Origin of the sequence: Lutibacter sp. B1 (assembly GCF_012524075.1) — a bacterium.
In the GTDB taxonomy this organism is placed as follows: Bacteria; Bacteroidota; Bacteroidia; order Flavobacteriales; family Flavobacteriaceae; genus Lutibacter.
The window spans coordinates 1-23,916 of sequence record NZ_JAAZUI010000016.1 but is presented as its reverse complement, the minus strand read 5'-3'; the positions used below and the strand labels follow the sequence as shown (position 1 = coordinate 23,916).

23 protein-coding genes, 1 tRNA gene and 1 riboswitch are annotated in these 23,916 nt (G+C 30.6%); of the genes, 12 read left to right on the top strand and 12 right to left on the bottom strand.

The features are described from left to right. Nucleotides 1-131: 131 nt before the first annotated feature. The 3 genes from HGB55_RS10350 (at nt 132) to HGB55_RS10340 (ending at nt 2,300) form a co-directional block, all read left to right on the top strand. The gene (locus HGB55_RS10350) at nt 132-1,301 is read left to right on the top strand and encodes a PLP-dependent aspartate aminotransferase family protein (protein WP_168816824.1); all 1,170 of its coding nucleotides are present in this window, start codon (nt 132-134) and stop codon (nt 1,299-1,301) included. A 166-nt stretch (nt 1,302-1,467) separates the two neighbouring features. Then, the gene (locus HGB55_RS10345) at nt 1,468-1,686 is read left to right on the top strand and encodes a DUF2061 domain-containing protein (RefSeq protein WP_247649204.1); all 219 of its coding nucleotides are present in this window, start codon (nt 1,468-1,470) and stop codon (nt 1,684-1,686) included. Then, nucleotides 1,683-2,300, top strand: coding sequence for a phosphoadenosine phosphosulfate reductase family protein (locus HGB55_RS10340; protein WP_168816822.1), 618 nt, complete (start codon nt 1,683-1,685; stop codon nt 2,298-2,300). Before HGB55_RS10345 ends, HGB55_RS10340 begins: the two co-directional genes overlap by 4 nt. Nucleotides 2,301-2,348: 48 nt before the next feature. Here the strand turns inward: HGB55_RS10340 and HGB55_RS10335 are convergent, their stop codons facing one another. Further along, the gene (locus HGB55_RS10335) at nt 2,349-2,792 is read right to left on the bottom strand and encodes an Hsp20/alpha crystallin family protein (protein ID WP_168816821.1); all 444 of its coding nucleotides are present in this window, start codon (nt 2,790-2,792) and stop codon (nt 2,349-2,351) included. Nucleotides 2,793-2,993: 201 nt separating this feature from the next. Next, a riboswitch (SAM riboswitch) is annotated at nt 2,994-3,097 on the top strand. 66 nt (nt 3,098-3,163) lie between these two features. On the opposite strand from HGB55_RS10335, the gene HGB55_RS10330 reads away from it, so the two are divergent. From HGB55_RS10330 to HGB55_RS10290, 9 genes are all read left to right on the top strand, one after another. Next, nucleotides 3,164-4,177 carry a homocysteine S-methyltransferase family protein gene (locus tag HGB55_RS10330; protein ID WP_168816820.1) on the top strand — a complete coding sequence of 338 codons (1,014 nt, stop codon included), beginning with the start codon at nt 3,164-3,166 and terminating at the stop codon, nt 4,175-4,177. A gap of 71 nt (nt 4,178-4,248) precedes the next feature. Next, on the top strand, nt 4,249-4,605 hold the full coding sequence (locus tag HGB55_RS10325; protein WP_168816819.1) for a four helix bundle protein: 357 nt from the start codon (nt 4,249-4,251) through the stop codon (nt 4,603-4,605). After that, nucleotides 4,602-7,703, top strand: a complete 3,102-nt coding sequence (locus tag HGB55_RS10320) for a vitamin B12 dependent-methionine synthase activation domain-containing protein (protein WP_168816818.1) — start codon at nt 4,602-4,604, stop codon at nt 7,701-7,703. The genes HGB55_RS10325 and HGB55_RS10320 overlap by 4 nt, the downstream gene beginning before the upstream one ends. Before the next feature lie 271 nt (nt 7,704-7,974). Next, nucleotides 7,975-8,928 (top strand): methylenetetrahydrofolate reductase [NAD(P)H], encoded by a 954-nt coding sequence (gene metF, locus HGB55_RS10315; protein WP_168816817.1) that lies wholly within the window; start codon nt 7,975-7,977, stop codon nt 8,926-8,928. Nucleotides 8,929-9,047: 119 nt separating this feature from the next. After that, entirely contained in the window at nt 9,048-9,365 is a 318-nt protein-coding gene (trxA, locus tag HGB55_RS10310) for a thioredoxin (RefSeq protein WP_168816816.1), read from the top strand. Between the two features lie 90 nt (nt 9,366-9,455). Beyond that, on the top strand, nt 9,456-10,379 hold the full coding sequence (locus HGB55_RS10305) for a DUF58 domain-containing protein (RefSeq protein ID WP_168816815.1): 924 nt from the start codon (nt 9,456-9,458) through the stop codon (nt 10,377-10,379). Nucleotides 10,380-10,444: 65 nt separating this feature from the next. Next, nucleotides 10,445-10,518: transfer RNA gene (locus tag HGB55_RS10300), tRNA-Asp, on the top strand. A gap of 145 nt (nt 10,519-10,663) precedes the next feature. Continuing rightward, on the top strand, nt 10,664-11,032 hold the full coding sequence (locus HGB55_RS10295) for a hypothetical protein (RefSeq protein WP_168816814.1): 369 nt from the start codon (nt 10,664-10,666) through the stop codon (nt 11,030-11,032). A 27-nt stretch (nt 11,033-11,059) separates the two neighbouring features. Then, nucleotides 11,060-11,275: a hypothetical protein gene (locus HGB55_RS10290; protein WP_168816813.1), complete on the top strand. Its 216-nt coding sequence runs from the start codon at nt 11,060-11,062 to the stop codon at nt 11,273-11,275. Nucleotides 11,276-11,327: 52 nt separating this feature from the next. On the opposite strand, the gene HGB55_RS10285 is transcribed toward HGB55_RS10290, so the two are convergent. The 11 genes from HGB55_RS10285 to xerC all read right to left on the bottom strand — a co-directional run bounded on the left by HGB55_RS10285 (nt 11,328) and on the right by xerC (nt 23,729). Further along, on the bottom strand, nt 11,328-11,963 hold the full coding sequence (locus HGB55_RS10285; protein ID WP_168816812.1) for a DUF6266 family protein: 636 nt from the start codon (nt 11,961-11,963) through the stop codon (nt 11,328-11,330). A gap of 405 nt (nt 11,964-12,368) precedes the next feature. Beyond that, the gene (locus HGB55_RS10280) at nt 12,369-12,662 is read right to left on the bottom strand and encodes a helix-turn-helix domain-containing protein (RefSeq protein ID WP_168816811.1); all 294 of its coding nucleotides are present in this window, start codon (nt 12,660-12,662) and stop codon (nt 12,369-12,371) included. A gap of 1,025 nt (nt 12,663-13,687) precedes the next feature. Then, on the bottom strand, nt 13,688-14,137 hold the full coding sequence (locus HGB55_RS10275; protein WP_168816810.1) for a hypothetical protein: 450 nt from the start codon (nt 14,135-14,137) through the stop codon (nt 13,688-13,690). Continuing rightward, complete coding sequence (locus HGB55_RS10270; RefSeq protein WP_168816809.1) at nt 14,137-14,697, bottom strand: helix-turn-helix transcriptional regulator; 561 nt, start codon at nt 14,695-14,697, stop codon at nt 14,137-14,139. The genes HGB55_RS10275 and HGB55_RS10270 overlap by 1 nt, the downstream gene beginning before the upstream one ends. A 16-nt stretch (nt 14,698-14,713) precedes the next feature. Continuing rightward, the gene (locus tag HGB55_RS10265) at nt 14,714-15,262 is read right to left on the bottom strand and encodes a hypothetical protein (protein ID WP_168816808.1); all 549 of its coding nucleotides are present in this window, start codon (nt 15,260-15,262) and stop codon (nt 14,714-14,716) included. A 150-nt stretch (nt 15,263-15,412) separates the two neighbouring features. Continuing rightward, complete coding sequence (locus HGB55_RS10260) at nt 15,413-15,988, bottom strand: hypothetical protein (protein WP_168816807.1); 576 nt, start codon at nt 15,986-15,988, stop codon at nt 15,413-15,415. Between the two features lie 54 nt (nt 15,989-16,042). Continuing rightward, on the bottom strand, nt 16,043-17,644 hold the full coding sequence (locus HGB55_RS10255) for a hypothetical protein (protein WP_168816806.1): 1,602 nt from the start codon (nt 17,642-17,644) through the stop codon (nt 16,043-16,045). A gap of 129 nt (nt 17,645-17,773) precedes the next feature. Beyond that, nucleotides 17,774-18,676, bottom strand: a complete 903-nt coding sequence (locus HGB55_RS10250; protein WP_168816805.1) for a DUF5655 domain-containing protein — start codon at nt 18,674-18,676, stop codon at nt 17,774-17,776. 60 nt (nt 18,677-18,736) lie between these two features. Beyond that, a complete protein-coding gene (locus HGB55_RS10245) occupies nt 18,737-21,589 on the bottom strand; it encodes a type I restriction endonuclease subunit R (protein WP_168816804.1) in 2,853 nt (950 codons plus the stop codon). 10 nt (nt 21,590-21,599) lie between these two features. Further along, nucleotides 21,600-22,511: an Abi family protein gene (locus HGB55_RS10240; RefSeq protein WP_168816803.1), complete on the bottom strand. Its 912-nt coding sequence runs from the start codon at nt 22,509-22,511 to the stop codon at nt 21,600-21,602. Nucleotides 22,512-22,802: 291 nt separating this feature from the next. After that, nucleotides 22,803-23,729 (bottom strand): tyrosine recombinase XerC, encoded by a 927-nt coding sequence (gene xerC / locus HGB55_RS10235; protein ID WP_168816802.1) that lies wholly within the window; start codon nt 23,727-23,729, stop codon nt 22,803-22,805. Between the last annotated feature and the right edge of the window lie 187 nt (nt 23,730-23,916).

Here is a 23,916-nt window from a genome sequence, read left to right as displayed (position 1 = left end):
TTGTATTTTGGTGGCTGAGCGGAGTCGAAGCCCAAAGACAAAAAGTTTAAACGATACAACAGTTAAACAAAAAATTAAAGTTTCTATACCCCATTTAGGAAAGATTAAGATGAGATTAAATTATTAGAATAATGGATAAAAAAAATTTTGAAACCGATGCAATAAGAACGCAATTAGAGCGCTCACAATTTCAAGAGCATTCAACACCATTGTACGTTACTTCAGGTTTTGTGTTTGAAGATGCTGAAGATATGAGAGCTTCATTTACGGAAGAAAAAAGTAGAAATATTTATTCTCGTTTTAGCAATCCAAATATTACAGAGTTTGTTGAAAAAGTGGTAAAAATGGAAAGTGCCGAAGACGGTTATGCATTTGCTACAGGAATGGCTGCTATATTTTCAACCTTCGCAGCTTTATTAAACAGCGGGGATCATATTGTTTCGGCTCGTTCAGTTTTTGGTTCAACACACACATTGTTTACAAAATACTTTCCAAAGTGGAATATTGAAACTTCCTATTTTGATATTAATAATCCTAAAGAGATAGAAAGCTTAATTAAACCTTCAACAAAAATTCTATATGCAGAATCTCCAACAAATCCTGGAGTTGATATTATAGATTTAGAATTGTTAGGCAATATTGCAAAAAAGCACAATTTATTGTTGATTATAGATAATTGTTTTGCAACGCCATACATACAACAGCCTATAAAATTTGGAGCCGATTTGGTGGTGCATTCAGCTACAAAATTAATGGATGGACAAGGAAGAGTTTTAGGAGGTATTGTTGTTGGAAAAGCTGAGTTGGTACGTGAAATATATTTGTTTTCACGTAATACGGGCCCGTCATTATCACCATTCAATGCTTGGGTATTGTCTAAAAGTTTAGAAACATTGGCAGTTCGTGTTGAAAAACATTGCGAAAACGCTTTAAAAGTTGCTGAGTTTTTAGAAAATCATTCTAAAATATCAAATGTTAAATATCCTTTTTTACCTTCTCATCCACAATATATAACAGCTAAAAAACAGATGAAATTAGGCGGTAATATTATTGCTGTTGAAATAAAAGGAGGTATTGAAGCAGGTAAGAAATTTTTAAATGCCATTAAAATGTGTTCGTTATCAGCTAATTTAGGTGATACTAAAACTATTGTTACACATCCGGCGTCTACAACGCATAGTAAATTAGCTGTAGAAGATCAATTAGCTGTGGGTATTACTCCGGGTTTGGTGAGAATTTCAATAGGTTTGGAGAGTATTTCTGATATTATTCAAGATTTAGATCAAGCTTTGAATGTATGATTTAATTGAAGTTTAAAACACATTATAATAAACAAACATTTCAATCTAAAAGTCTATCGAATTAATAGGGTATTATTTTTTTTTGTATGTTTGTACTTGGAATAAAGCATATTGGTAAAGGAAATGATATTTGATCGATTTTTTTTTAAAGAAAACAAAAAATAACTTGAATAACTCAAGTAATTGTGAGAAACCAATACGAAGTATTGTAAAATCTATAAGTTGGAGAATTGTTGGAACTATAGATACAATAATAATTTCTTGGATTATTACAGGTAAAGTTACACTTGCGTTAGCTATAGGTTCAATAGAATTAATTACTAAAATGCTTTTATATTTTTTTCACGAAAGAATTTGGAATATTATTAAATGGGGAAAACAATGAAAAATTTAAACCTTAAACAAATTAATAAAGAGTTACGTTATAAATCTCCTGAGCAAATAATAGCTTGGGCAATAGAAATTGCAAAAAATCCTTTAGTTACTACAAATTTCAGACCTTATGAGGTTGCAATTTTATATGCTTGTAAACAAGTTAAAAAAGACATAAAAGTAATTTGGTGCGATACAGGTTATAATACAGTTAACACGTATGCTCATGCAAATGAACTGATTGAAGGTTTAAATTTAAATGTATTTTTATATGTGCCTAAACAAACTGCTGCATATAGAGATGCTATAATGGGTATTCCTGATATTGACGATCCAATGCATAAAGTTTTTACCAACCAAGTTAAATTAGAACCTTTTAACAGAGCCATGAAAGAGCATAAGCCGGATGTTTGGTTCACTAATTTAAGAAAAGGACAAACTGCTTTTAGAGATAGTATTGATATTGTTTCAGTAGGAAAAGAAGGTCTTTTAAAAGTAAGTCCGTTTTATTATTGGTCAGATGTAGAATTAGATGAATATTTAAATCAGCATAATTTACCAAATGAGTTTGTGTATTTTGATCCAACTAAAGTTTTAGAAAACAGAGAGTGTGGTTTACATTCTTAAAAAATATATAAAAAAGGGTGGAAATATTTCCACCCTTTTTTATTTGTATTATACAATTTCAATTTGACGAGTAGGTTTTGCTTTAACCTCTTCTTTTTTAGGTAGAAGGATGTTAAGAATACCATTGTAGTATTTTGCCTCAATTTTAGAATCGTCAATTACACGATTATTGAGGTTAAATGAACGTTGAAAAGATTGATAACTAAACTCTCTTCGGGTATAGTTTTCACTATCTTTTTCTTCTTTTTCATTTTTTGTCTCACTTTTTATAGTAAGTACATTATTGTTCAATTCAATTTGAAAATCGTCTTTTTTCATACCTGGCGCAGCCATTTCAACCACAAATTCATTAGAAGTTTCTTTTATATTTACAGAAGGTAGTGTGGTTTGTGTTGTAGAAAAATTGCGATTAGAAAAATCGAATAACGAATCCCAATCATCATCAAAAAATCTCGAGATGGTTGGTAACAGATTTCTTTTTACTGGTAACATAACTCAAAATTTTAAAATTAATAATTCAGTTTATACATTTAATTTCAAGTTATATGCCAAAGCTATAAAACTGACAACCTGACATTTAGTGAGTATTAATTAATTCTTTTTATATGTAAATAGGTGAAATAAATACACATTGTTTGTAAATAAACAGAATATGCTGTTTATTTGCAGTCAGGTTCATAAACTAATTGATAATTGTTATTAAGAAAGGCAGAGGGAATAGACCTGTTGAAGCCTTAGCAACCCTTTATTTTTAAAGAAGGTGCTACATTCTACCGCATAATGTGGGCAGATAACACTAGAAAACTTCACCCTAGTAAACTCTTCCTTATTAATAATTCAAAAGTTTATGTAATATAATAAATATGGAAGAAATTCAACAATTATTAAAAGAACGAATTTTAGTGCTTGATGGTGCTATGGGAACTATGATTCAGCGTTATAATTTAACGGAAGAAGATTATAGAGGCGAGCAGTTTAAAAATTTTCATATTTCGGTAAAAGGAAATAATGATATGCTTTCTATAACACAACCTCAAATTATTAAAGAAATTCATAAAAAATACTTAGAAGCAGGAGCAGATATTATTGAAACCAATACGTTTTCAAGCACAACCATTGCTATGGCCGATTATGAAATGGAAAAATATGTGTACGAGCTAAACTTTCAGTCTGCCAAAATAGCAAAAGAAGTTGCACAGGAGTTTACGGCTAAAAATCCGTTAAAACCACGTTTTGTAGCAGGTTCAATAGGCCCAACAAATAGAACGGCAAGTATGTCTCCGGATGTAAATGATCCGGGATTTAGGGCTGTAACTTTTGATGAATTGCGAATAGCCTATAAACAACAAATAGAAGCGTTAATTGATGGTGGTGTAGATTTATTGTTGGTTGAAACAGTGTTTGATACTTTAAATGCCAAAGCAACCTTATTTGCAATTGAAGAAGTTAAAGAGGAACGTAAGATTGATATTCCAATTATGCTTAGTGGTACCATTACGGATGCTAGTGGGCGTACGTTGTCTGGTCAAACAGCAGAGGCATTTTTAATCTCAGTTTCGCATATTCCTTTACTTACAGTAGGTTTTAATTGTGCTTTAGGCGCAAATTTATTACAACCGCATTTGGAAGCAATTGCATCAAAAACGGAGTTTGCAATATCAGCACATCCAAATGCAGGGTTACCAAATGCTTTTGGAGAATATGACGAAACGCCGGAATATATGGCAGCTCAAATTGAAGAATATTTAAAAAAGAATTTGGTAAATATAATAGGAGGTTGTTGTGGAACTACTCCGGCGCATATCAAAGCAATTGCTGATTTGGTGAAGAATTATAAACCAAGAAAAAGTCCCCTTACTCCCGAAGATGGAGTTTAAAAGGTTGGTAGTTGATAGTTTTTGGTTGTTAGAGGTTTAAGAATACGTATAGGATTAATCAAAATTTAAAAATGCAAGCATATACAGATTTAGAGGTTTGGAGTGAAGCAAGAAAATTAGTTAGTTTAGTATATTTATATAGTAAAAAATTTCCGCAGGAAGAAGTTTATGGAATTACGAATCAAATGAGGAGAAGTGCTGTGTCAATTCCTTCAAATATAGCTGAAGGATGTGGTAGAAATACTTCAAAAGACACAATACATTTTCTTCATATTTCTCGTGGATCTTTATTTGAGTTGGAAACACAAATGTATTTATCTAACGATTTAAAATATATATCATTGGAAGAGTTAAATTTAATATTAGAGCAAATTGTTTGTTGTAAAAAATTGTTAAATGGTTTTATTAATTATTATAAAAAATTATGATAGATTTAGTTACCAACAACCAACAACCAATAGCCAATAACCATAAAAAGATGCTAAAGCTATCAGGATTAGAGCCTTTAATAATTACACCTGAAAGTAACTTTATTAATGTTGGTGAACGTACAAATGTAGCGGGATCTCGTAAGTTTTTACGTTTGATAAAAGAAGAAAAGTTTGACGAAGCTTTGGAAATAGCACGAGAACAAGTAGATGGTGGCGCACAAATTATTGATATTAATATGGATGATGGTTTGATTGACGGAAAAGAATCTATGGTTCGTTTTTTAAACTTGATTGCTGCAGAGCCAGATATTTGTCGTGTTCCTATGATGATTGACAGTTCTAAATGGGAAATTATAGAAGCAGGATTGCAAGTTGTGCAGGGAAAATGTGTGGTAAATTCAATTTCATTAAAAGAAGGTGAAGAAAAATTTATTTGGGAAGCTAAAAAAATAAAACGTTACGGAGCAGCAGTTATAGTTATGGCTTTTGATGAGGTTGGGCAAGCCGATAATTATGAAAGAAGAATTGAAATTGCCAAACGCTCGTATGATATTTTAGTTAATACGGTTCACTTTCCTTCAGAAGATATCATTTTTGACTTAAATATTTTTCCTGTTGCAACAGGAATGGATGAGCATAAGAGAAATGCTATCGATTTTATTGAAGCTACACGTTGGGTACGTAAAAATTTACCAAATGTAAGTGTTAGTGGAGGTGTAAGTAATGTTTCGTTTTCTTTTAGGGGGAATAATGTAGTTAGGGAAGCAATGCATTCAGTGTTTTTATATCACGCAATACAAGCCGGTATGAATATAGGAATTGTAAATCCTTCAATGTTAGAGGTGTATGATGATATTCCGGAAGATTTGTTAGAATATGTAGAAGACGTTATTTTAAATAGAAGAGATGATGCTACTGAAAGATTGTTAGCGTTTGCAGAAACTGTTAAAGGAGAAGCAAAAGAGCATAAAATAGATTTATCTTGGAGAGAAGGTTCTTTACAAGATCGTATTACGTATTCGTTGGTAAAAGGAATTGACGCTTATATTATTGATGATGTAGAAGAAGCCAGATTAGCGGCTACGCAACCTATTGAAGTTATTGAAGGAAATCTAATGATAGGAATGAATGTGGTAGGAGATTTATTTGGTGCCGGAAAAATGTTTTTACCACAAGTAGTAAAGTCTGCACGTGTAATGAAAAAAGCTGTTGCCTATCTACAACCTTTTATTGAAGCAGCGAAAAAAAAACCTAAATCCCCCAAGGGAACTTATTATTGGGAAACTGCAAATCCTGTTATTTATGGTGCGCTTAAAGAATACGCAAAAAAAATGCGAAATCAGCCAACTCAGGCAGAGGCGTTATTATGGAATGTAATAAGTGGGAAAAAATTAGAAGGATATAAATTTAGAAGGCAACATATTATTGGGAATTATATAGTTGATTTTATTTGTTTAAAAGTCAATTTAATAATAGAAATAGATGGGTCAATTCATCAATTGCCTGAAAATAAATCGAGTGATGAAGAACGAACCATTTGGTTAGAAGGAGAAGGGTATCGTGTAATTAGATTCGCTAATGATGAAGTATTGTCAAATCTTGATTTGGTATTAAAAAAAATAAAGGAAGCTTTGGAGGCTTCCCCTTCGGGGATGAGAGGGGCTGGAAAAGTATTAATGGCAACAGTAAAAGGAGATGTTCATGATATTGGTAAAAATATTGTGAGTGTAGTTTTAGGCTGTAATAACTACGAAATTGTAGATTTAGGAGTGATGGTACCTCCTGAAAAAATTATTCAAAGAGCCAAAGAAGAAAATGTAGATGTTATTGGTTTATCAGGACTTATAACACCTTCTTTAGATGAAATGGTATATATGGCAAAAGAAATGGAACGTCAAAATTTCACCATTCCATTAATGATTGGAGGTGCAACAACATCCAAAGCACATACAGCTGTGAAAATAAATCCTGAATATAAAAATGCGGTGGTATATGTAAATGATGCCTCAAGAGCGGTTACTGTTGTAGGTGATTTATTAAATAAAAAAACAGCAAATGAATATGTTGCAAAGTTAAAAAAGGATTATGATGAATTTCGTGAAAAGTTTTTAAAACGAGGGAAAACAAAATCGTATGTTTCATTAGACAAAGCGCGTGCTAATAAATTTGAAATTGATTGGGAAACAACACCTGTTGTAAAACCTAAAGAAATGGGTGTACAAATGTTAAAACAATTAAGTTTAAAAGAGTTGTTACCATTTGTAGATTGGCGTCCGTTTTTTTTATCGTGGGATTTGCACGGTAAATTTCCTGAGATTTTAACAGATGAAGTTGTGGGAGAACAGGCTACGCATTTATACAACGATGCCCAAGCAATGATTGAAAAAATTATTGCAAAACAATTACTAAAACCAAAAGGTGTTTTTGGATTGTTTGAAGCCAATACTATTAATGATGATGATATTTCTGTTCAGAAAAAAGGAAAAGAAATAGCTGTTTTTAGAACGTTACGTCAGCAGTTAGAAAAACGTGAAGGAGCTCCAAATATTGCTTTAGCAGATTTTATTGCACCAAAAGAAACAGGGAAAATAGATTATATAGGTGCTTTTTGTGTGGCAATTTTTGGTGTAGATGAGTTGGCTAAAAAATATAAAGAAGCAGATGATGATTACAATGCCATTTTAGTACAAGCTATTGGAGATAGATTTGCAGAAGCTTTTGCGGAATATTTACACAAGCAAATACGTACAAAACATTGGGGATATTCCACAGATGAAAATTTATCGAATGATGACTTGATAAAAGAAGGATATAAAGGGATTAGACCAGCTCCTGGTTATCCTGCGTGTCCGGATCATTTAGAAAAGGAAACTATTTGGGAGTTGTTAAGTGTAGAAAAAATAATTGGTGTTACGTTAACGGAAAGTTTGGCAATGTGGCCAGCATCGGCAGTGTCAGGTTATTATTTTGCAAATGAAAATGCAAAATATTTTGGTTTGGGTAAAATAACTGAAGATCAAGTGCAGGATTTTGCAAAACGGAAAGACATAAGTGTTGAAAAAGCTAAAAAATGGTTAAACCCAAATTTAGCGTGAGCCCCCTAGCCCCCGAAGGGGGGATTATAAGTGAGAAGTGAGAAGTGAAAAAGTTATAAAATAAATTAGCTAAAAACGTACATTTGCTACTAAAAAGTACTCTGTTTTGCGTTAGCGATTGTAGTGGCATCCTTTTTAATTTTTTAAAAAGATATAACGGAAAGCGCGACCTGAAAGGGAACGCCCATATTAAAAAGAAATAAAAAAATGTGTTGTTTTTTATTAGGTGATTTTACAAAAAACCAATAACTAACAATCAACAACTAATACAATGAAAGTTACAGAACATATAAAACAGGCAAAAGGCAACACATTGTTTTCTTTTGAAATTGTGCCCCCGCAAAAAGGGCAAAATATTCAGGAATTGTATAATAATATTGATCCGTTAATGGAGTTTAATCCTCCGTTTATTGATGTTACAACTTCGAGAGAGGAGTATGTGTATATTGATAAAGACGGGCTTTTTGATAGAAAAATTACACGGATGAGACCCGGTACTGTGGGTATTTGTGCTTCGTTAAAGTATAAATACAATGTTGATGCTATACCACATGTATTGTGTGGAGGTTTTACTAAGGAAGAAACAGAATATGTATTGGTTGATTGTCATTATTTAGGGTTGGATAATGTGATGGCTCTACGTGGTGATGCAATGAAGCATGAAAAATATTTTACACCCACGAAAGATGGAAATAATTATGCTGTTGAGCTTGTAAAACAAATTAAAAATTTGAATAAAGGGAAATATTTGCATGAAATTATTGAAACTCCTTATAATGCGAATTTTTGTATTGGCGTTGCCGGTTATCCGGAAAAACATATGGAGTCGCCTAGTTTAGATACGGATTTACGTTATTTAAAGGAAAAAGTGGATGCCGGCTCAGATTATGTGGTTACTCAAATGTTTTTTGACAATAAAAAGTATTTTGATTTTGTTGAAAAAGCACGAGCTATTGGAATTACGGTTCCTATTATTCCGGGTATAAAACCTATTGCTGTAAAACGTCATTTACAAATATTACCACAAGTTTTTAAATTAGATTTACCTGAAGAATTAATACTTGAAATTGAAAAGTGTAAAAATAATAGCCAAGTTAGAGCTGTTGGTGTTGAATGGGCTATTAAACAGTCTAAAGAGTTAATTACTAGAGGTGTGCCTGTGGTTCATTTTTACTCTATGGGAAAATCTGATAATATTAAAGCAATAGCAAAAGAGATTTTTTAAAATTGGTTTTGTTAATAGTTTTATAAATAAAAGTAATATAAGTTGAATTGTGTTGGTAAAATATTTGTTTACTTTTGTAAAATAATTTAAATAGAAATAAATAACTAAAAAAATATAATATGGCATTAGAAGTAACAGACGCTACTTTTAGCGAAGTAGTATTAAACTCTGACAAACCTGTAGTGGTTGATTTTTGGGCAGCTTGGTGTGGTCCATGTAGAATGGTTGCTCCAATTATGGATGAACTAACTACAGAATACCAAGGAAAAGCGGTAATTACTAAAGTAGATGTTGACGAAAATCAAGAGTACGCAGCTAAATACGGTGTTAGAAATATTCCAACTGTATTGGTATTTAAAAATGGAGAAGTTGTTGAAAAACAAGTTGGTGTAGCACCAAAAGCAACATATATACAAAAAATAGAGTCACATTTATAAAATGTGAATTGTAATAATTTAAAAAAGGCTCAACATTATTTGTTGAGCTTTTTTTTTTAAATAGTATATTTACAAATAGCTATTTAACAAATGAGTGCTTTATCGGTAAATCAGATATCAGAATTAAATAATCTTGAATTGCTTGCAAATCAGGTGGTTGAAGGTTTTATAACAGGAATGCATAAAAGTCCGTTTCATGGGTTTTCTGTTGAATTTGCTGAACACAGATTGTATAACAATGGAGAAAGCACCCGACATATAGATTGGAAATTATATGCTAAAACTAAAAAGCTATTTATAAAAAAATATGAGGAAGAAACTAATTTGCGTTGCCATTTAATTATTGACAATTCGGCATCTATGCATTTTCCAATTATTAAAAATCCTTCTTTAGAGAACTTATCAAAAATATCATTTTCAGCATTGGCTTCTGCATCGCTAATGGAAATATTAAAAAGACAAAGAGATGCTGTTGGCTTAAGTATTTATAGTGATAAAAATGATTATTACGCACCTGCAAAAGGTAGTGAAAGACATAGAAGAATGTTGTTAACTCAGTTAGAGAGTTTAATTAATAATACATCAACTACGTTAACTGATACTTATAAGATTTTACATGAGATCTCTGAAAAAATACATAGACGGTCTTTGATTTTTTTGTTTACTGATATGTTTCAAACTACAAAAAGTGAGAACGAACTTTTTGAAGCTTTACGACATTTAAAGTACAATAAGCACGAGGTTGTACTATTCCATACATTTGATGGAAAGCTGGAATTAGACTTTGATTTTGAAAATTCGCCGAAAAAATTTGTTGATGTAGAAACAGGCGAAGAGATAAATTTATATGCTTCATCAGTTAAAAATCAATATAAGAATACTGTTGAAAATTATTTTAATAGTCTGAAATTGAAGTGTATGCAATATAAAATTGATTATGTACCTGTTGATATTCATAAAGGGTTTCATCAGGTGTTAATTTCATATCTGATAAGCAGAAAAAGATTTTTATAATATTTTTATAAAAAACCTTTGCAAATACAAAAAACGCTATTATATTTGCATCCGCTAAGAGCAACGGTTTGGTAGTTCAGCTGGTTAGAATACATGCCTGTCACGCATGGGGTCGCGGGTTCGAGTCCCGTCCAGACCGCTTAAAAAAGCAAATTAAAACCTTAACAATCTTATTATTAGAGAGTTAAGGTTTTTACTTTTTAGAATATTCCCACATTATCCCCACAATATTTCTGTAATAATTACTTATATTTCAAGCGTTTTTTTATAATTTTAATAGAAAAATGTTAACATTTTATTCTACAAAACGTGCAATAATCGATATTTTGATTATTAAGGAGCAGGTAATCAGAGCATTTAAAGATGAACCGAAATATAAATTATTTCTTGATTTAATTTTTGCAAAGGATTATTTAAATGATAATGACTTAAAGCTTCCAACGATTAAAGAAATTTCGGAAACTTTAAATATTAAGTATTCACAACTTAGTAAGTTGATTAAAGAGATGTATTATAAATTATTTGATGATGAAAGTCTTGACTTTATATTTGAGTTTGGAAAAGTTGAGCTTATTTTCTTTGTCCGTTATTTTGATAATTATGCACAAAAAAAATGTAAGAAGTTAAACTATCTGCCAAGAATTGGAGATTAAATTGATTTTACTTTTGTTCATTCAAAAGTGGGTACAGGGATGTTTTATGTTGATAGTGTTGAGCATACATTTGAAGGTGATACTCAGAGAATTTATATTACCCTACGAGCTGGTTATTTTAATTCATATTTGTATTACAGAAGGCAAAAGGCAATTGAAGAAAGAGATATTGGTAGAAAAGATTATCATACAATGTCAGACTATGAATTAAGAAAAGAATTAGAAATTGGTAGGTATAGATAAAAAAACCGCTACAATTTAATGTAGCGGCATTTTACAATATTAGGTCTAAAAACTAAGCTACCGTACCAGAACCTAAATATGTGCTGTTTGATACTTTTCCATCTATTGATTCAAAGGCTGTAAATACGTGTACCAAATCACCTGAAAAATTATTTGGAAGTACTTTTATGACTGCTCCATTAACTCTTGTAGATCCATATTCAACCAATGATTCTTTTTTTGTAGGGTTATATACAGAGAAAATCATTTTGTCTTCAGCATTGGCATTTATGTCATTTGAATTATTGTCCCACGTAAATTCAATTTGAGTACCTGTAGATACATCAAAAACACCATTTAGCATTCCTTTTAATGAGCCTTTGCTTAATAATGCTTCAGCGTAATTCACTGTGAAATTTGGAGCAGTTCCTTCAATAGCATTGTTTAGTACTTCGCTCATTGCTGCATTAAATGCTGTTTGCTTCACAGCATAACCTTTATAGCCTACTCGAATAAATTCAATATTAGGTTGTAAAAATTCTAATGTTGCAGTAAATTTATTTCTTTGATTTACTTGTCCTTCTGTTTTTGGATTTGCTACACTTGAAGGTTTAATTCTAAGGTAGTCGATACCTTTCCACGATCCTCCAATTACATTTCCTACTTTACCTGATAATCCGCCCAGGATTCCTTGATTTATTTTACCCATTTTACTAAAATTTAAATTACATTCGAACTTGATACGGACTTTACTCGGCTTTGCTTTTAATATATCAAATTTAGGGATTTGTTATACTTTTTACATCTTATTGGTCTGTATTGCCCTCTTTTGTTGTGATTTACTTGTATTTGAAAAATTACGTTGTATAAATGCAACTTTTATTTTTTTAATTACTTCAATTTTAAAAGAAAAAGAAAAAAGAAAGCAAGCTTATTGGTTGTGGGGGATAGGCTGTCAAGGTTTTTGAGAAAAATACTACCTATGTTTTTATAAATAATTGAAAACAAATATTTGTGAGGTGGAGATTTTTTTCAAAACCCGTAGGGCTTGACCTTGATAGCTGTAGTGTGGCTGGCGTAGGGAACAATCAAATTTTGCTGACTTTTTTTATTTTTATCTTGGATGAAGCCTGTTGTTTTCTAAAGTATCTAATAATTCAATCTTCTTATAATAAACTTTGGCTCCAAAACCATAGGCTATTAATTTTCCTCTTTTTGTCCAATTGTGAATTGTAGATAAATCTACTTTTAAAAATTTGGCAGTTTCTGTTCTGGACAAAAAGATTTCATCGTCTTTAGTTGCATATTCTTTAAGATATAATTCAATTTTGCAGAGTAATTTTTCAGCAACTTTATTTGCTAATTCATCAACTGTAATTTCTTGAATTTGAATTGTTTTTGAAATCATAATATCTATTTTAATGTTTAAAACTAAAATACAAAATGTTTCTGTTTGCAGGTATTCGAGAGCAATAATGCGATAGCATTAAGGCGTGCCGCCTGGCGAGTTGAACGTAGGGTGTTGGGGCAAAAGTACGTTGCCATCGGCATAAGTACGTGCAACAACTACGTGGTACACGCAAGGTTGGCGGTGTTTTTGATGCGGTGGTAAAGGCAAGGGCAATTTATGAAGTGAAGAATGGAACGTGTTGTGTACTTTGCTTTGGTTGGTAGTAGTTGGTTTTTTGTTGTTGGCTTGTTTGGAAGATAATTAGTGTTTAAACTCAAATTGGCAAAGTACCAAAAACGAGTAATGATGAACGGAATACATTGCTCTTGTGAGCGTTTGCAATATGTAATAAATCCGTTGTGTAAATTGAAAATGAATGTTATTTGAGTTTTGAATTAATCTATATTCATCGGATAGTATAAATACTTGCAACGGTTTATTTTATATGCAAAATGGCTGCAATCAAAAACTGTGACAACCTAATCAGCCCGAAGTGAGCAGCAGGCGAGCCAAAATTATGAAGCAGCGGTTGTACCCAATAAAAAATCTTGCGTAGCAAAACATTAAAGGGTTTGGGTACAAAAGATAGCTGTGGGTGAGGAAAGCGTGAAATGTGTGTAATAAAATAAGTGAGTGCACTGCAATGAGTACCTACTGGAACACAAATTGTAGTGCAACGAACGTCAAGTACAAATGTGACAACGGAGCATTTTTAATTGTATTTTATGGAACAAAATGGAGCAACTGACGAACACCTTATTACCTGCACGAATGTTTCTGACTTGTACTACTGTTTCTTATGGAAACGAATTTCAGAAAGCGCAAAGGCAAAAAGTAAGTGCTTTTTTCAAGCTCTTACTGTGGGGAATTGGAAGCTGTATTTTTAGTTTAATTTTAGCTGAATAGTTATTAATGATGTGATTGCTTCACTGCGTTCGCAATGACGATTAGAAAGAGAAATACTGCTGTAAATGGTATTTTAATTAATCTTCAATAATAGTTTTAAGGGTAACATCACTTTTTATTAATTCATTTACATTAATCGTTGGGAGCACAAATTTATTAAATGGTGTGTTTTCTGTTTTACTATGTAAAACACCTCTTGTAGTGCCAATAGTAAGTAATACTAAATGGCTTGCAAAACCTTTTGGGAAAGTGATGGTATTATTATTTTCATCAATAAATTTAGACCAAGAATCACCATCGATATTAAAATAATTACCAACCTCAATTATTAAAAAAGGATTTTTTTCTTGTAAAAGTTTAAAAGTAAAAAAGACTGATAAAACTTTATGCTCAACATTTAAACCAAACTTAATATTTAAATCTAAGTTAACAGGTAGACCTTCTTTAAATGAATCCTTAATAATGGCAAATTGCATTGTGTTTATCTTTGCCAATGAAAATCCTACACCATTTTTCTCTTTAGACATTATGCTACTAATTTAAGGTGTTCAACACTTGTACATTTATAAGTGACCTTTTGCTCTTCAATAAGAGGCGTATTATAATTTAATTGTACTTTACCGACAGTCATTGGCTCTTTATTATTGTCAAATAATGAACTGATTATAATATCATTATTTGACAATGAATTACTTATAAATTCATTAAAGGATTCACTAAAAGAATCAAATGTTAAATTAGGGAAATCAAATGAATTTACAACTGAAGTTTTAGGTACTTCAATAAGTTTAATATTTAAAATTCTTTCAATTTTAGTAATAGTTTCTAATTGTAAATTTTCAGTTCCTTTTAATAATTTATTTACGTACTGAGCTGAGCAACCCATTTCAATTGCTAATTCTCTTTGATTACCAGGAGTTATATTATTTGATTTGTTTGCCTTTAAAGCAGACATAACACTCACAGCAATATCAAAAGAAATATCAAGCCAAGCTTCATTTTCTTTACGCCATTTAGCCTTATCAATCCAAGATGTATCTTTTTTTGAATTTTTCTTTAGTTTATTTTTTATATTCGAAATGCTCATTTTTACGGTTTGTTTGTTATTTTAATTCTGCAAAATTTAAATCATCATTATCATCATCAAGAAGGTATTTACGTGTACATTCAAGTTTTTCTAATTCTAATATTAAATGGTTTGTTTCATTCATTTTGGGTGTAAGTTTTATTGCTCCACCACTAATAACATAAAAGTTAGCTTCAATTCTGATTGCGTATATACGAAGCCAACTGGGTTTTTTTAATCCTTTGGCTTTGTCTTTCTCATAATCTTCGATAACGCCCTTTGATAAGGGTTCAAATAAGGTAGATAATGTTTCAAGTCTTTTTGTTTTTCCTATTTCTGCAATGTACAATAATTCCTTTTCTAAAAGTTTAGCATCTTCTCTTGTTTTTTGAATGGCATCTTCAATAGTTATGCCATTCCAAAAGTCGTTGTTTAAATCTTCTATGTGAAGTTCAAAAAATTCTCTTAAATAAATTGGATCGTTCCATAATTCAAAACATTTTGCAAATTCGTGTATTGCTTCAGATTCATATTGAACTGAATACAAACTGTCTTCTACTATTGCAAATGTATCAATTATTTTCATTAAATCAACCTGTGGGTTTATTTTTTAGCAATTTATTAACTATTTCGATTGTTTTGGAATCGGAATATTGGTTTTTCAATACACAAATATAGTTCTTTTAACAAGTATTTTTTTTTAGATTCGATTTAATAAATGGCAATTTTATTAACACTACTCAAGTAACTTTGCATAATTACGTGTATTTAGAAACTGACCGAATGCAAAAAAGGCTTCGTCTAAATTCTTTAAATTGGAATAATTAATTGATTTAACGAATGGTAAATATCTATCAAAATAAAATAATTCTTTTTCTTTATTTGTTACAGTATCATTTGAAATATTACTCCAATCTTCATTATGAATAAATAAAAAAACCCTATGAATGTGTTGGTCGTAAATTGGATATTTATTTGGTTTAATAGTATGTAATAAAAATATTTTCCAAACGGCTGAAAGGTTTTTAAACTCCTTTTTAAAAGCTGCTAAATCTATTTCATTTTTTGATTTAAAATTATTAATTATCGTGAGTTTAGCTTTAATTTTGTTATCTAATGATATTTGCTTTAATGTACTTAATTTCATTCCATTTTTCCAAACGTACAAGTTTTGAATATCATTTAATTCAAATACTTCTTTTGTTATAGCATTGTAATATGATGTTTCGTTGGAGTATGAATATAGTTTTGACCAATGATGGATAAATTCTGTAAGATTCGTTTTTTTAATTGTTAAAATGTTAATTTTCATAGTTTTATTTGTTTAATTTCATTGTTATAAGTATCTATAAACCATTCAAGAGTTTTACCCTCGTGACCAAGTTTTTTTGTTAAAGAACTTTTCAACTCTTTTATAAAATTCTTCTTCGCATTTTGCAACCTCAAAATCGCTTGCCACTCTTCGTACTTCCAATAGAGTTTTAATTCTTGTGGACAATTCTGGGGAATTTTCATCAAGTCCTTTTCTAAGTTCATTGAGAGTTGTTGATTCAAGGCTGTTTTGTTCTCCTTCAATTCTTGTAATTTCGTTTTCTTCAAGATTGATTTTTCCTTCAAAATCTCTTTTAGATTCTTGATGTTTTCGTTCTGCTGATTTAATATCTTCATTAATTGAGGATTGTACTTTTTCTTCAAGTTTTGCTCTATCTGTTCTGACATCTTCAATTCTTGTTTCAATTTGCTCTGTATCTGTTCTAAATTGTTCCCAAATTTCTTCACCCATTCTGTTTTCAGCAAGTTGAGCTCTTGCTCCAAATTCATCTGTTTCTTGTTCAATTCGCTTGATAGCTGATTCTTCTTGTTCAATATGATATTCAATTGATTCTCTAACTCGCTGGTCGGAGTAGTATTCTTCGGTAGCTTGTTGAAGTTCTTGATTTTTGTTGTTATATCTTTCTTCCAGATTTGAGTATTCGTTTTTAATTTTTGAGTGAGTTTCTCTATTTCTATCAAGTGCATTTTCTCTATGTTGTTTTTCCAACTCTCCCAATCTTTGTTGAGCTGCTTTTCGATTATTCGAAAGTCTTGATAGCTCTGATTCAAAGAGTCGTTCAGTTCGTCTGTACGATTCTGAACGTAGGCACTTGTTAATATTGCGTACGAGTTGGTTAATTTGAGCTGTTCGGCATTTGAAAGATTCTTCAAAAAGTTTTCTTTGGATTTCATCAATTGGTGATATTCCTTCTGAATTTCCTTCGGAAACTGATATGTATGTGGTGTTTGCTTCGAGTTCATTATATATCCATTTATATTTTCTTGATGATTTTAATGCTTTTTCTATTTCTTCTTCGGGTACTTTTGGAATAATTATTTGAACAGTATTAATACCTAATCGGTTTAATTTTACTTTTTTTTCAGTTGTAAGTTTATGGGTAATTACAAACTCAATAAATAATATTGGTTCATTTTTTGCATCAAAAAAAGTAACATCTGGTCTTACTAATAAATACCTGTCTTCAATTGTTGGGTTTTTTCCGTGCAGAATATTACCTTGTTCATCTTCATAAAATGTGAGTTCAGAAACAACTGAGTGTGCATTTATTGTTTCTCTACCTTTCAAGAACATAGGTAAACCATCTTCGTTAATAGGTGGATATTTATAAACTGGAGGAGCATTGATAAACTTAATACGATTTAATATAAAAGCAGCTAAACGCACTCTGTATTTCCTACTTGCAACAACGCATTTTGTATTTTCTTTATCAATGTTTTGAGCGTGATGTCTATAATATGATTGATATTTTGGGTTTTTAAATTTTACAGCTTGCATTTCTTTGTCACAACCTAAACAATAATACCCATTAGCACCACTTTTTGCATTATTAATGTGGATAGGTTCACCTTTTAAATCTTTAGCCCAATCATTTTGGTATTGATTTTTTTTATGTTCTTTTTCTTCAAATGCCATAGCAAAGCAATTTTTAGATTATTAATTTTAAAATACTTCAGTTAATTTTTTAGCTTTTATGAGTTTAGAAAAGGAAGTATAGCGTGGTGCTTGTGGTGCAATTCCCTTTTTCCTTTTATGGGGTGTTATTTAAATAGCTTGTTTAATCAAACTCATTATATATTCTAAATCATCTGTGTTTTTTATTACTAACTCATAATCACCATTCCCCCAATGACCTGTGTTAGAGACATCTCTCATTAATTTTTTTGGATCGTTTAAATTTCCTTTTGAGAGGTTTATAAATAATTTTAATCCTTTTTTAAGGATTACAATATCCGCAATGTTTTTGTTCTTTTTAAAGGCTATGTATAGCTTTTTAGGTTCTATTTCAATATCATCGGTTAAGTTTGTAATTGCATTTCTGTAAGTTTCATATAATTCAATGATTTCATCAGATTTATTAGCTGTATGGTCTTCTTCAGTATAAACTTTTATCTCACTGGTTACAGCATTTAACATCGCATTTGTCGCAGTAATGGGTTTAATGCTTTCAGCGGATTTACTTTTCTTAATTTGATTAATACTAATTAAATTGTTTTCATAACGCTTTATTTCCCATAACTCAATAGCAATATCTTTAAAGTTAGTTGCGGTTTTTTGATTTTCAGTAAAACCTGTTGAAACAAAAATTACACGTGTTTGACTCCAATCAACATCTGTACGTTTTATGGAACTTTTTAATGTTTCATTATATTCTACAATAAAATCAGCTTTATTTTCTAACATTAAACTTAAGTAGGTGAACCCTTGATCTACGACACTGATGTTTTTACTTCGTTTGTATTCGATAATAATGAAAGCATTTGATACTTTGTCATAAGCTAATGTATCTACACGTTTGTTTTTTATTGTAAATTCGGATTTAACTATTTGTAAACCAGTGATGTCATTTAAGTTGTTTTCAAAAATAGATTGTATCTCTTTTTCTAATTTAAAAGGGTTTTCTTTAACACTTTTTACCTTATTCTTACTATATAGATATAAATTCATATTATTTTTATTTTTATGACTAATAAAATTAAGTTTGAAACACTTCAATAATAAAGTTTTCTAACTATCAAACCCATTTACAAAAGTTTCAACAAAATTCAGTACTTTTTTAAGAATGGTATCTCCAATTTTTTTTCTTTTTAAAACCGAAGGTTTATCTCCCTCTATTAAATTTAAAACTTCATCTCTCAATGGTTCCCGTTCTGCAAATAGATAATCTTCAATTAATTTTTGAGTTTTGGTTGAAGATAATTTTTCCTCTTTCACTAAATCATTAAATGCTTTTTGCTGTTCGGTACTCCAAAATTTATCGAACTCCTGAGGAATAGTATCAGGGTCTTCTATTTCAGGGAGATTTTCCAAAATAAATTTCTCAATCAATTCACGTTTGCTTCTTAAATGAGCTTCCCCAGCTAATAAATCAAGTACTTCTTTTTTCTTTTTTTCTTGATCCTCTTTTTTGGAATCTTTTAAACCAGCTAAGAGTTTTAATATATAAGTTACGTTTATTTCATCTCTATGAATTAATTCTAATTCAAAATCAACATCTTCTAAAATAGATACTTTTTCTTTATTATGGTCAAATTTTACTTTTTGCCACAAGTCTAAGTATTTACTTCTAAAATCATTGAATAACTCCTCATTCATTGCGCAATCTTCCCATTTAAAATCAGCAAAAGTTGACATTGTATTTTTAAGCCTCATTAATGTTCTAAATGCTTGAATAAATGCCAATTCATCTTCTTCGCTTGCTAAATTATTTACACTGTTAATGGTTGGTGTTATTTTTAATAATTCAATATATGCTTCATTAAATTGTTTTACATAATCAATGTAAGGTTCCATAATAATTACAGGAATAGCATCTTTATTACTGAAAAGTGTAATTGCTTGGTCTGTTACTTTTTTTAGGTTTCTAAATACTACAATATTACCTTGTGATTTTTGCTCATTTAAAATTCTATTTGTTCTTGAATATGCTTGAATTAAACCGTGATATTTTAGGTTTTTATCAACATACAAGGTGTTTAAAGGTGGACTATCGAAACCTGTTAAAAACATATTTACAACTAATAGTATATCAATTTTACGTTCTTTAACTTTCTTGGAAATATCATTGTAATAATTATAAAATGATTGGCTGTCTTTTGTTGAAAAATTAGCTCCAAACATTTCATTATATTGTACGATGTACTCATCTAATTTTTCTCTACTGTGTTTGTGTAAACCGTATAAAGCAGGAGATTCTTCAACAACAGATACTTCTTCCGGAATAAAACCATTGGCATCGGCATCATCTTCATTAGCTACATAGCTAAAAATTGTTGCAATTTTAAAGTTGTGTTTCCCTTCCTCTTTTTTACGTTGTAGAATATCGTAATATTTGATTAAGGTATTTACACTGCTCACGCAGAACATTCCAGTAAATTCTTGATTGTGTGTTTTTCTTTTGTGATTTGCTATAATATAATCTGCAATTTTCTCTAAACGTTTTGGAGATTCCATTAACTCTTTCGTGTCAATATCTTCTACTTCAATATCAATTTCGGTGGCACTTTCTTTTTGTTTGTATCTACCTACATATTCAACCGAGAATTTGAGTACATTTTCATCTTTTATAGCATCAGTAATTACATATTTATGTAAGTTTTTCCCAAAAAGTTCTTCAGTGGTTCGCTTTCCTAATTCATTTTTAACAGCATTGTCTGCAAAAATGGGCGTTCCTGTAAATCCAAAGAGCTGAATGTTGTTGAAAAATGCTTTTATACGATTGTGTGTATCGCCAAACTGACTTCTATGGCATTCGTCAAAAATAAATACAATTCGTTCCTCTTTAAGTTTTTCCATTTTATTTAAATACTGCTTTTTACTAATTGCGGTATTTAACTTTTGAATGGTGGTTACTATTAATTTGGTATCATCAGAAAATTGTTTTACCAACGCTTTTGTATTGTCGGTTCCACCAATACTTCCTTTACTAAAGCTATTGAACTCTTTTGTTGTTTGGTAATCTAAATCTTTTCTGTCTACCACAAATACCACTTTTTTAACTTGTGGCATTTTCATAATTATTTGACTTGCTTTAAACGATGTCAATGTTTTTCCTGAGCCTGTAGTATGCCAAATATAACCGTTTTTATTACTGTTTTTTACTCTGTCAATTAGAGCTTCCACAGCATAAAATTGATAGGGGCGAAGTACCATTAATATTTTATGAGTTTCATTTAAAACAATGTATTTACATATCATTTTAGAGATATGGCAAGGTTCTAAAAAATCACTTGTAAACCCATTTAAAATATTAGTTAAACGCTTATTTTCTCTGTCGGTCCAAAAGAATGTTTGTTTGAAAGATTGATGCCTGTTGTTTGCGTAGTATTTGGTGTTTACACCATTGCTAATGATAAATATTTGAACGTACTGAAACAGTGCGGCATTTGCTCCAAATGAATGCCGTTGATAGCGATTTATTTGGTTAAAGGCTTCTTTCATTTCTAAGCCTCTCCGTTTTAATTCTATTTGAACTAAGGGTAATCCGTTTATTAATAGCGTAACATCGTAGCGGTTTTTATAGTTACCTTCAATTGTTACTTGATGTGTTACTTGATACTGATTTTGACACCAATGCTCACTATTTAAAAACTCAAAATAAAGGTCGTCACCATTATCTTTTACAATATGTTGTTTTTCTCTTAGTGTTTTGGCTTTTTCAAAAACAGAACCTTTGCTTAAGATATTTAATACACGTTCAAATTCTTTGTTTGAAAAAGTGATGTTATTGTGTTTTTCTAATTGTGCTTTTAAATTAGAGATAAGCGATTTTTCATCTTTAATGATGACTTTTTCATAGCTTAGTTTTTCTAATTGAGCAACCAATTTATTTTCTAAAATTTGCTCTGGTTGTGTACTCATAACTATTTTTTTATTTCCATAATGGTTCTTGTTGCCAATTAGGTTTCATACCTAAGGCATTTGGATCAACATTTGGATAGGTTACAAATAGGTTGTTTAGTCTTTCTGTGAAATTGTTATTAGGCTGAATGGTGTTAATTAAATACTTCATTAAGCATAAATGCACATATAATTTTTGAAATTCGTGTTGTTTAGGTACATTTTCTTTGTCACGTATCCAAGGGTTAGGCGGATTTGAAAGTAATTTTACGGTTCCAGGAAGATTTCTATTCCATAGCCTAGAATGGTGTGCACAATAGTTTCGTATTTGTGCTATGGATTGTAGCCAACTTGGTAAATACGTATGGTTTACTGCACCAAACTCTTTTGCAATGGTGTCTTTAGAATTAACAGTGTGTTTTAGATTACCATATAATTTTGATAAAGCTCCAAAACTTGTTTGTTCTAATGACTTCCAAGCTGGTGGGTAGCGTAAATCATCTTTATGTTTCTTCTTGTGATTTTTGATAGTAATGTCTTTAGTTCGTGAGAGTTCGTCTTCTAAATTGGCTAATGTTTTTACTAATGCAAGACTGTCATAAAAATGAGTAAAATTTTGAAACCACCAAGGGTCTATTTCGTGTGATAAATGGTAAATTAATTTAGTTCTAAGGCTAATTTCAATTTTTTCGATTATATCAAATAATAAAATACGTAATTGAGCATCAAAGTTGTATAATGAAATTACATCGGTAAACTTGCTATTGGGTTTAAAAATATGATTTTCTTTATCTTGTTGCATTACATACCAATATTCACCTAACCTGTAATAGCTAATATGTGATAGGTATTTTTCAGCTTTATCGTTCGAGGAAATTAGTAAACCTCTTTCTTTTAGAAGCTCTATTTGTTGGGGGATTGTGGTTGCAATTTTCTTAAACATAGGTAATTTTAAAACAGCAACTAATTTACTTAAAATTACTGAGTGTGGAAGTAAATTTGTTAAGAAAAAAATAAAGGTGTAAAAGCAAAAGACACACCCTGGGACGCTGTTCAAATGGGTAGCGTGGTGTGTACTGTTACTGCAAATGTACGTATTTTTGTACTTATAAGTACAATATTTCTATATTTAATTACAGAATTGCTTTTCTAAAAAGGTTTTTTTCAACCATTTTTCAATTGCTTATTTGTAGATTTGCCTTAAATTGCTTTGCAATACGATAAGTAACCAATATTAATTCAATGACCTAAACATTTGGTAAATTGCTTTTTTCTTTTGTTCAAAATTTGGGTGTACATATAAATTTAAAGTGGTGCTTATGTTAGAATGCCCCAATAATACACTTACGGTTTTATAATCGCATTTACTTTCAATACATCGAGTTGCAAAACTGTGTCGGAGTCCGTGAAATTTGAGGTGAGGCATTCCTAAATCTTTCATAAAGTTTTTGTAATAACTGCGGTAGGTTCTGGGTTCTGTTGGTTTTGCATCATTTGTGAGTGCAAAAAAAGAACTGTTTACAATTTTTTTGATGGGTTTTAGCATTTTCAATAAATATCGACTCATAGGGATTTCACGAATTGAATTTTTAGTTTTCGGAGTATCTATAATGAGTTCTGTTTTGCGAATTTTGTCTTCAATAGTGTAAATACGCTGTATGGTTTTGTTTACTTTTATAATTCCAGTGTCGGTATTTAGATCTTCCCAAGTAAGTGCACAAACTTCACCAATACGCATTCCTGTACTTAAACATAAGTAAATTCCTAAACTACGAAAGGTGAAATGGGTTTCTATATAGGTCATAATTTGTTTTTGATGGTTACGACTTAACACTTCTAATTGTTGTTTTTCTCGTTGTGTAGGGTATTGAATATCTAACGGTGTGTTTGTTGCCCAATTGTTTTTAGCACCAAATTTTAGAATCATTTTTAGCACAATTACTATGTCTTTAATGGTTTTTTGGCTTAGCCCTTGTGCTAATTTTTGAAATACAAAGGCTTGTACTTCTGCTTCTTCAATACTGTATTTGTTACCAAAAGCTGGTAATAAATGGTTTTCGATTAAAAGTGCATATGCTGCATAACTCGATTTTTTTACATACTGTTTTTTGTCTGTTTTCCATAAAATGGTGATTTCTGAAATTGTTTTTTGGCTGCTCATTTTTTTGGTTTTAAGATTTATAATCTCAAAAGATAAACAAAGGGAAATTAAATAGCTTGCATTCCAAATTTGAGATTTCCTGAGTTTAGTGGGGAGTGGATGGAAGGTGAAATTGGAAACTATTTTGATTTTAAGAACGGTCTAAATAAAGAAAAAGAGTTTTTCGGAAAAGGAACACCAATAATTA

Coding starts and splice junctions, on each gene's coding strand:
- HGB55_RS10255 (WP_168816806.1), bottom strand. CDS start 17,644: ATGGCATTTGAAGAAAAAGAACATAAAAAAAATCAATACCAAAATGAT.
- HGB55_RS10270 (WP_168816809.1), bottom strand. CDS start 14,697: ATGAGCATTTCGAATATAAAAAATAAACTAAAGAAAAATTCAAAAAAA.
- xerC (WP_168816802.1), bottom strand. CDS start 23,729: ATGAGCAGCCAAAAAACAATTTCAGAAATCACCATTTTATGGAAAACA.
- HGB55_RS10265 (WP_168816808.1), bottom strand. CDS start 15,262: ATGAAAATAATTGATACATTTGCAATAGTAGAAGACAGTTTGTATTCA.
- HGB55_RS10350 (WP_168816824.1), top strand. CDS start 132: ATGGATAAAAAAAATTTTGAAACCGATGCAATAAGAACGCAATTAGAG.
- HGB55_RS10260 (WP_168816807.1), bottom strand. CDS start 15,988: ATGAAAATTAACATTTTAACAATTAAAAAAACGAATCTTACAGAATTT.
- metF (WP_168816817.1), top strand. CDS start 7,975: ATGAAAGTTACAGAACATATAAAACAGGCAAAAGGCAACACATTGTTT.
- HGB55_RS10240 (WP_168816803.1), bottom strand. CDS start 22,511: ATGTTTAAGAAAATTGCAACCACAATCCCCCAACAAATAGAGCTTCTA.
- HGB55_RS10285 (WP_168816812.1), bottom strand. CDS start 11,963: ATGGGTAAAATAAATCAAGGAATCCTGGGCGGATTATCAGGTAAAGTA.
- HGB55_RS10275 (WP_168816810.1), bottom strand. CDS start 14,137: ATGTCTAAAGAGAAAAATGGTGTAGGATTTTCATTGGCAAAGATAAAC.
- HGB55_RS10305 (WP_168816815.1), top strand. CDS start 9,456: ATGAGTGCTTTATCGGTAAATCAGATATCAGAATTAAATAATCTTGAA.
- trxA (WP_168816816.1), top strand. CDS start 9,048: ATGGCATTAGAAGTAACAGACGCTACTTTTAGCGAAGTAGTATTAAAC.
- HGB55_RS10280 (WP_168816811.1), bottom strand. CDS start 12,662: ATGATTTCAAAAACAATTCAAATTCAAGAAATTACAGTTGATGAATTA.
- HGB55_RS10340 (WP_168816822.1), top strand. CDS start 1,683: ATGAAAAATTTAAACCTTAAACAAATTAATAAAGAGTTACGTTATAAA.
- HGB55_RS10245 (WP_168816804.1), bottom strand. CDS start 21,589: ATGAGTACACAACCAGAGCAAATTTTAGAAAATAAATTGGTTGCTCAA.
- HGB55_RS10295 (WP_168816814.1), top strand. CDS start 10,664: ATGTTAACATTTTATTCTACAAAACGTGCAATAATCGATATTTTGATT.
- HGB55_RS10320 (WP_168816818.1), top strand. CDS start 4,602: ATGATAGATTTAGTTACCAACAACCAACAACCAATAGCCAATAACCAT.
- HGB55_RS10325 (WP_168816819.1), top strand. CDS start 4,249: ATGCAAGCATATACAGATTTAGAGGTTTGGAGTGAAGCAAGAAAATTA.
- HGB55_RS10335 (WP_168816821.1), bottom strand. CDS start 2,792: ATGTTACCAGTAAAAAGAAATCTGTTACCAACCATCTCGAGATTTTTT.
- HGB55_RS10330 (WP_168816820.1), top strand. CDS start 3,164: ATGGAAGAAATTCAACAATTATTAAAAGAACGAATTTTAGTGCTTGAT.
- HGB55_RS10250 (WP_168816805.1), bottom strand. CDS start 18,676: ATGAATTTATATCTATATAGTAAGAATAAGGTAAAAAGTGTTAAAGAA.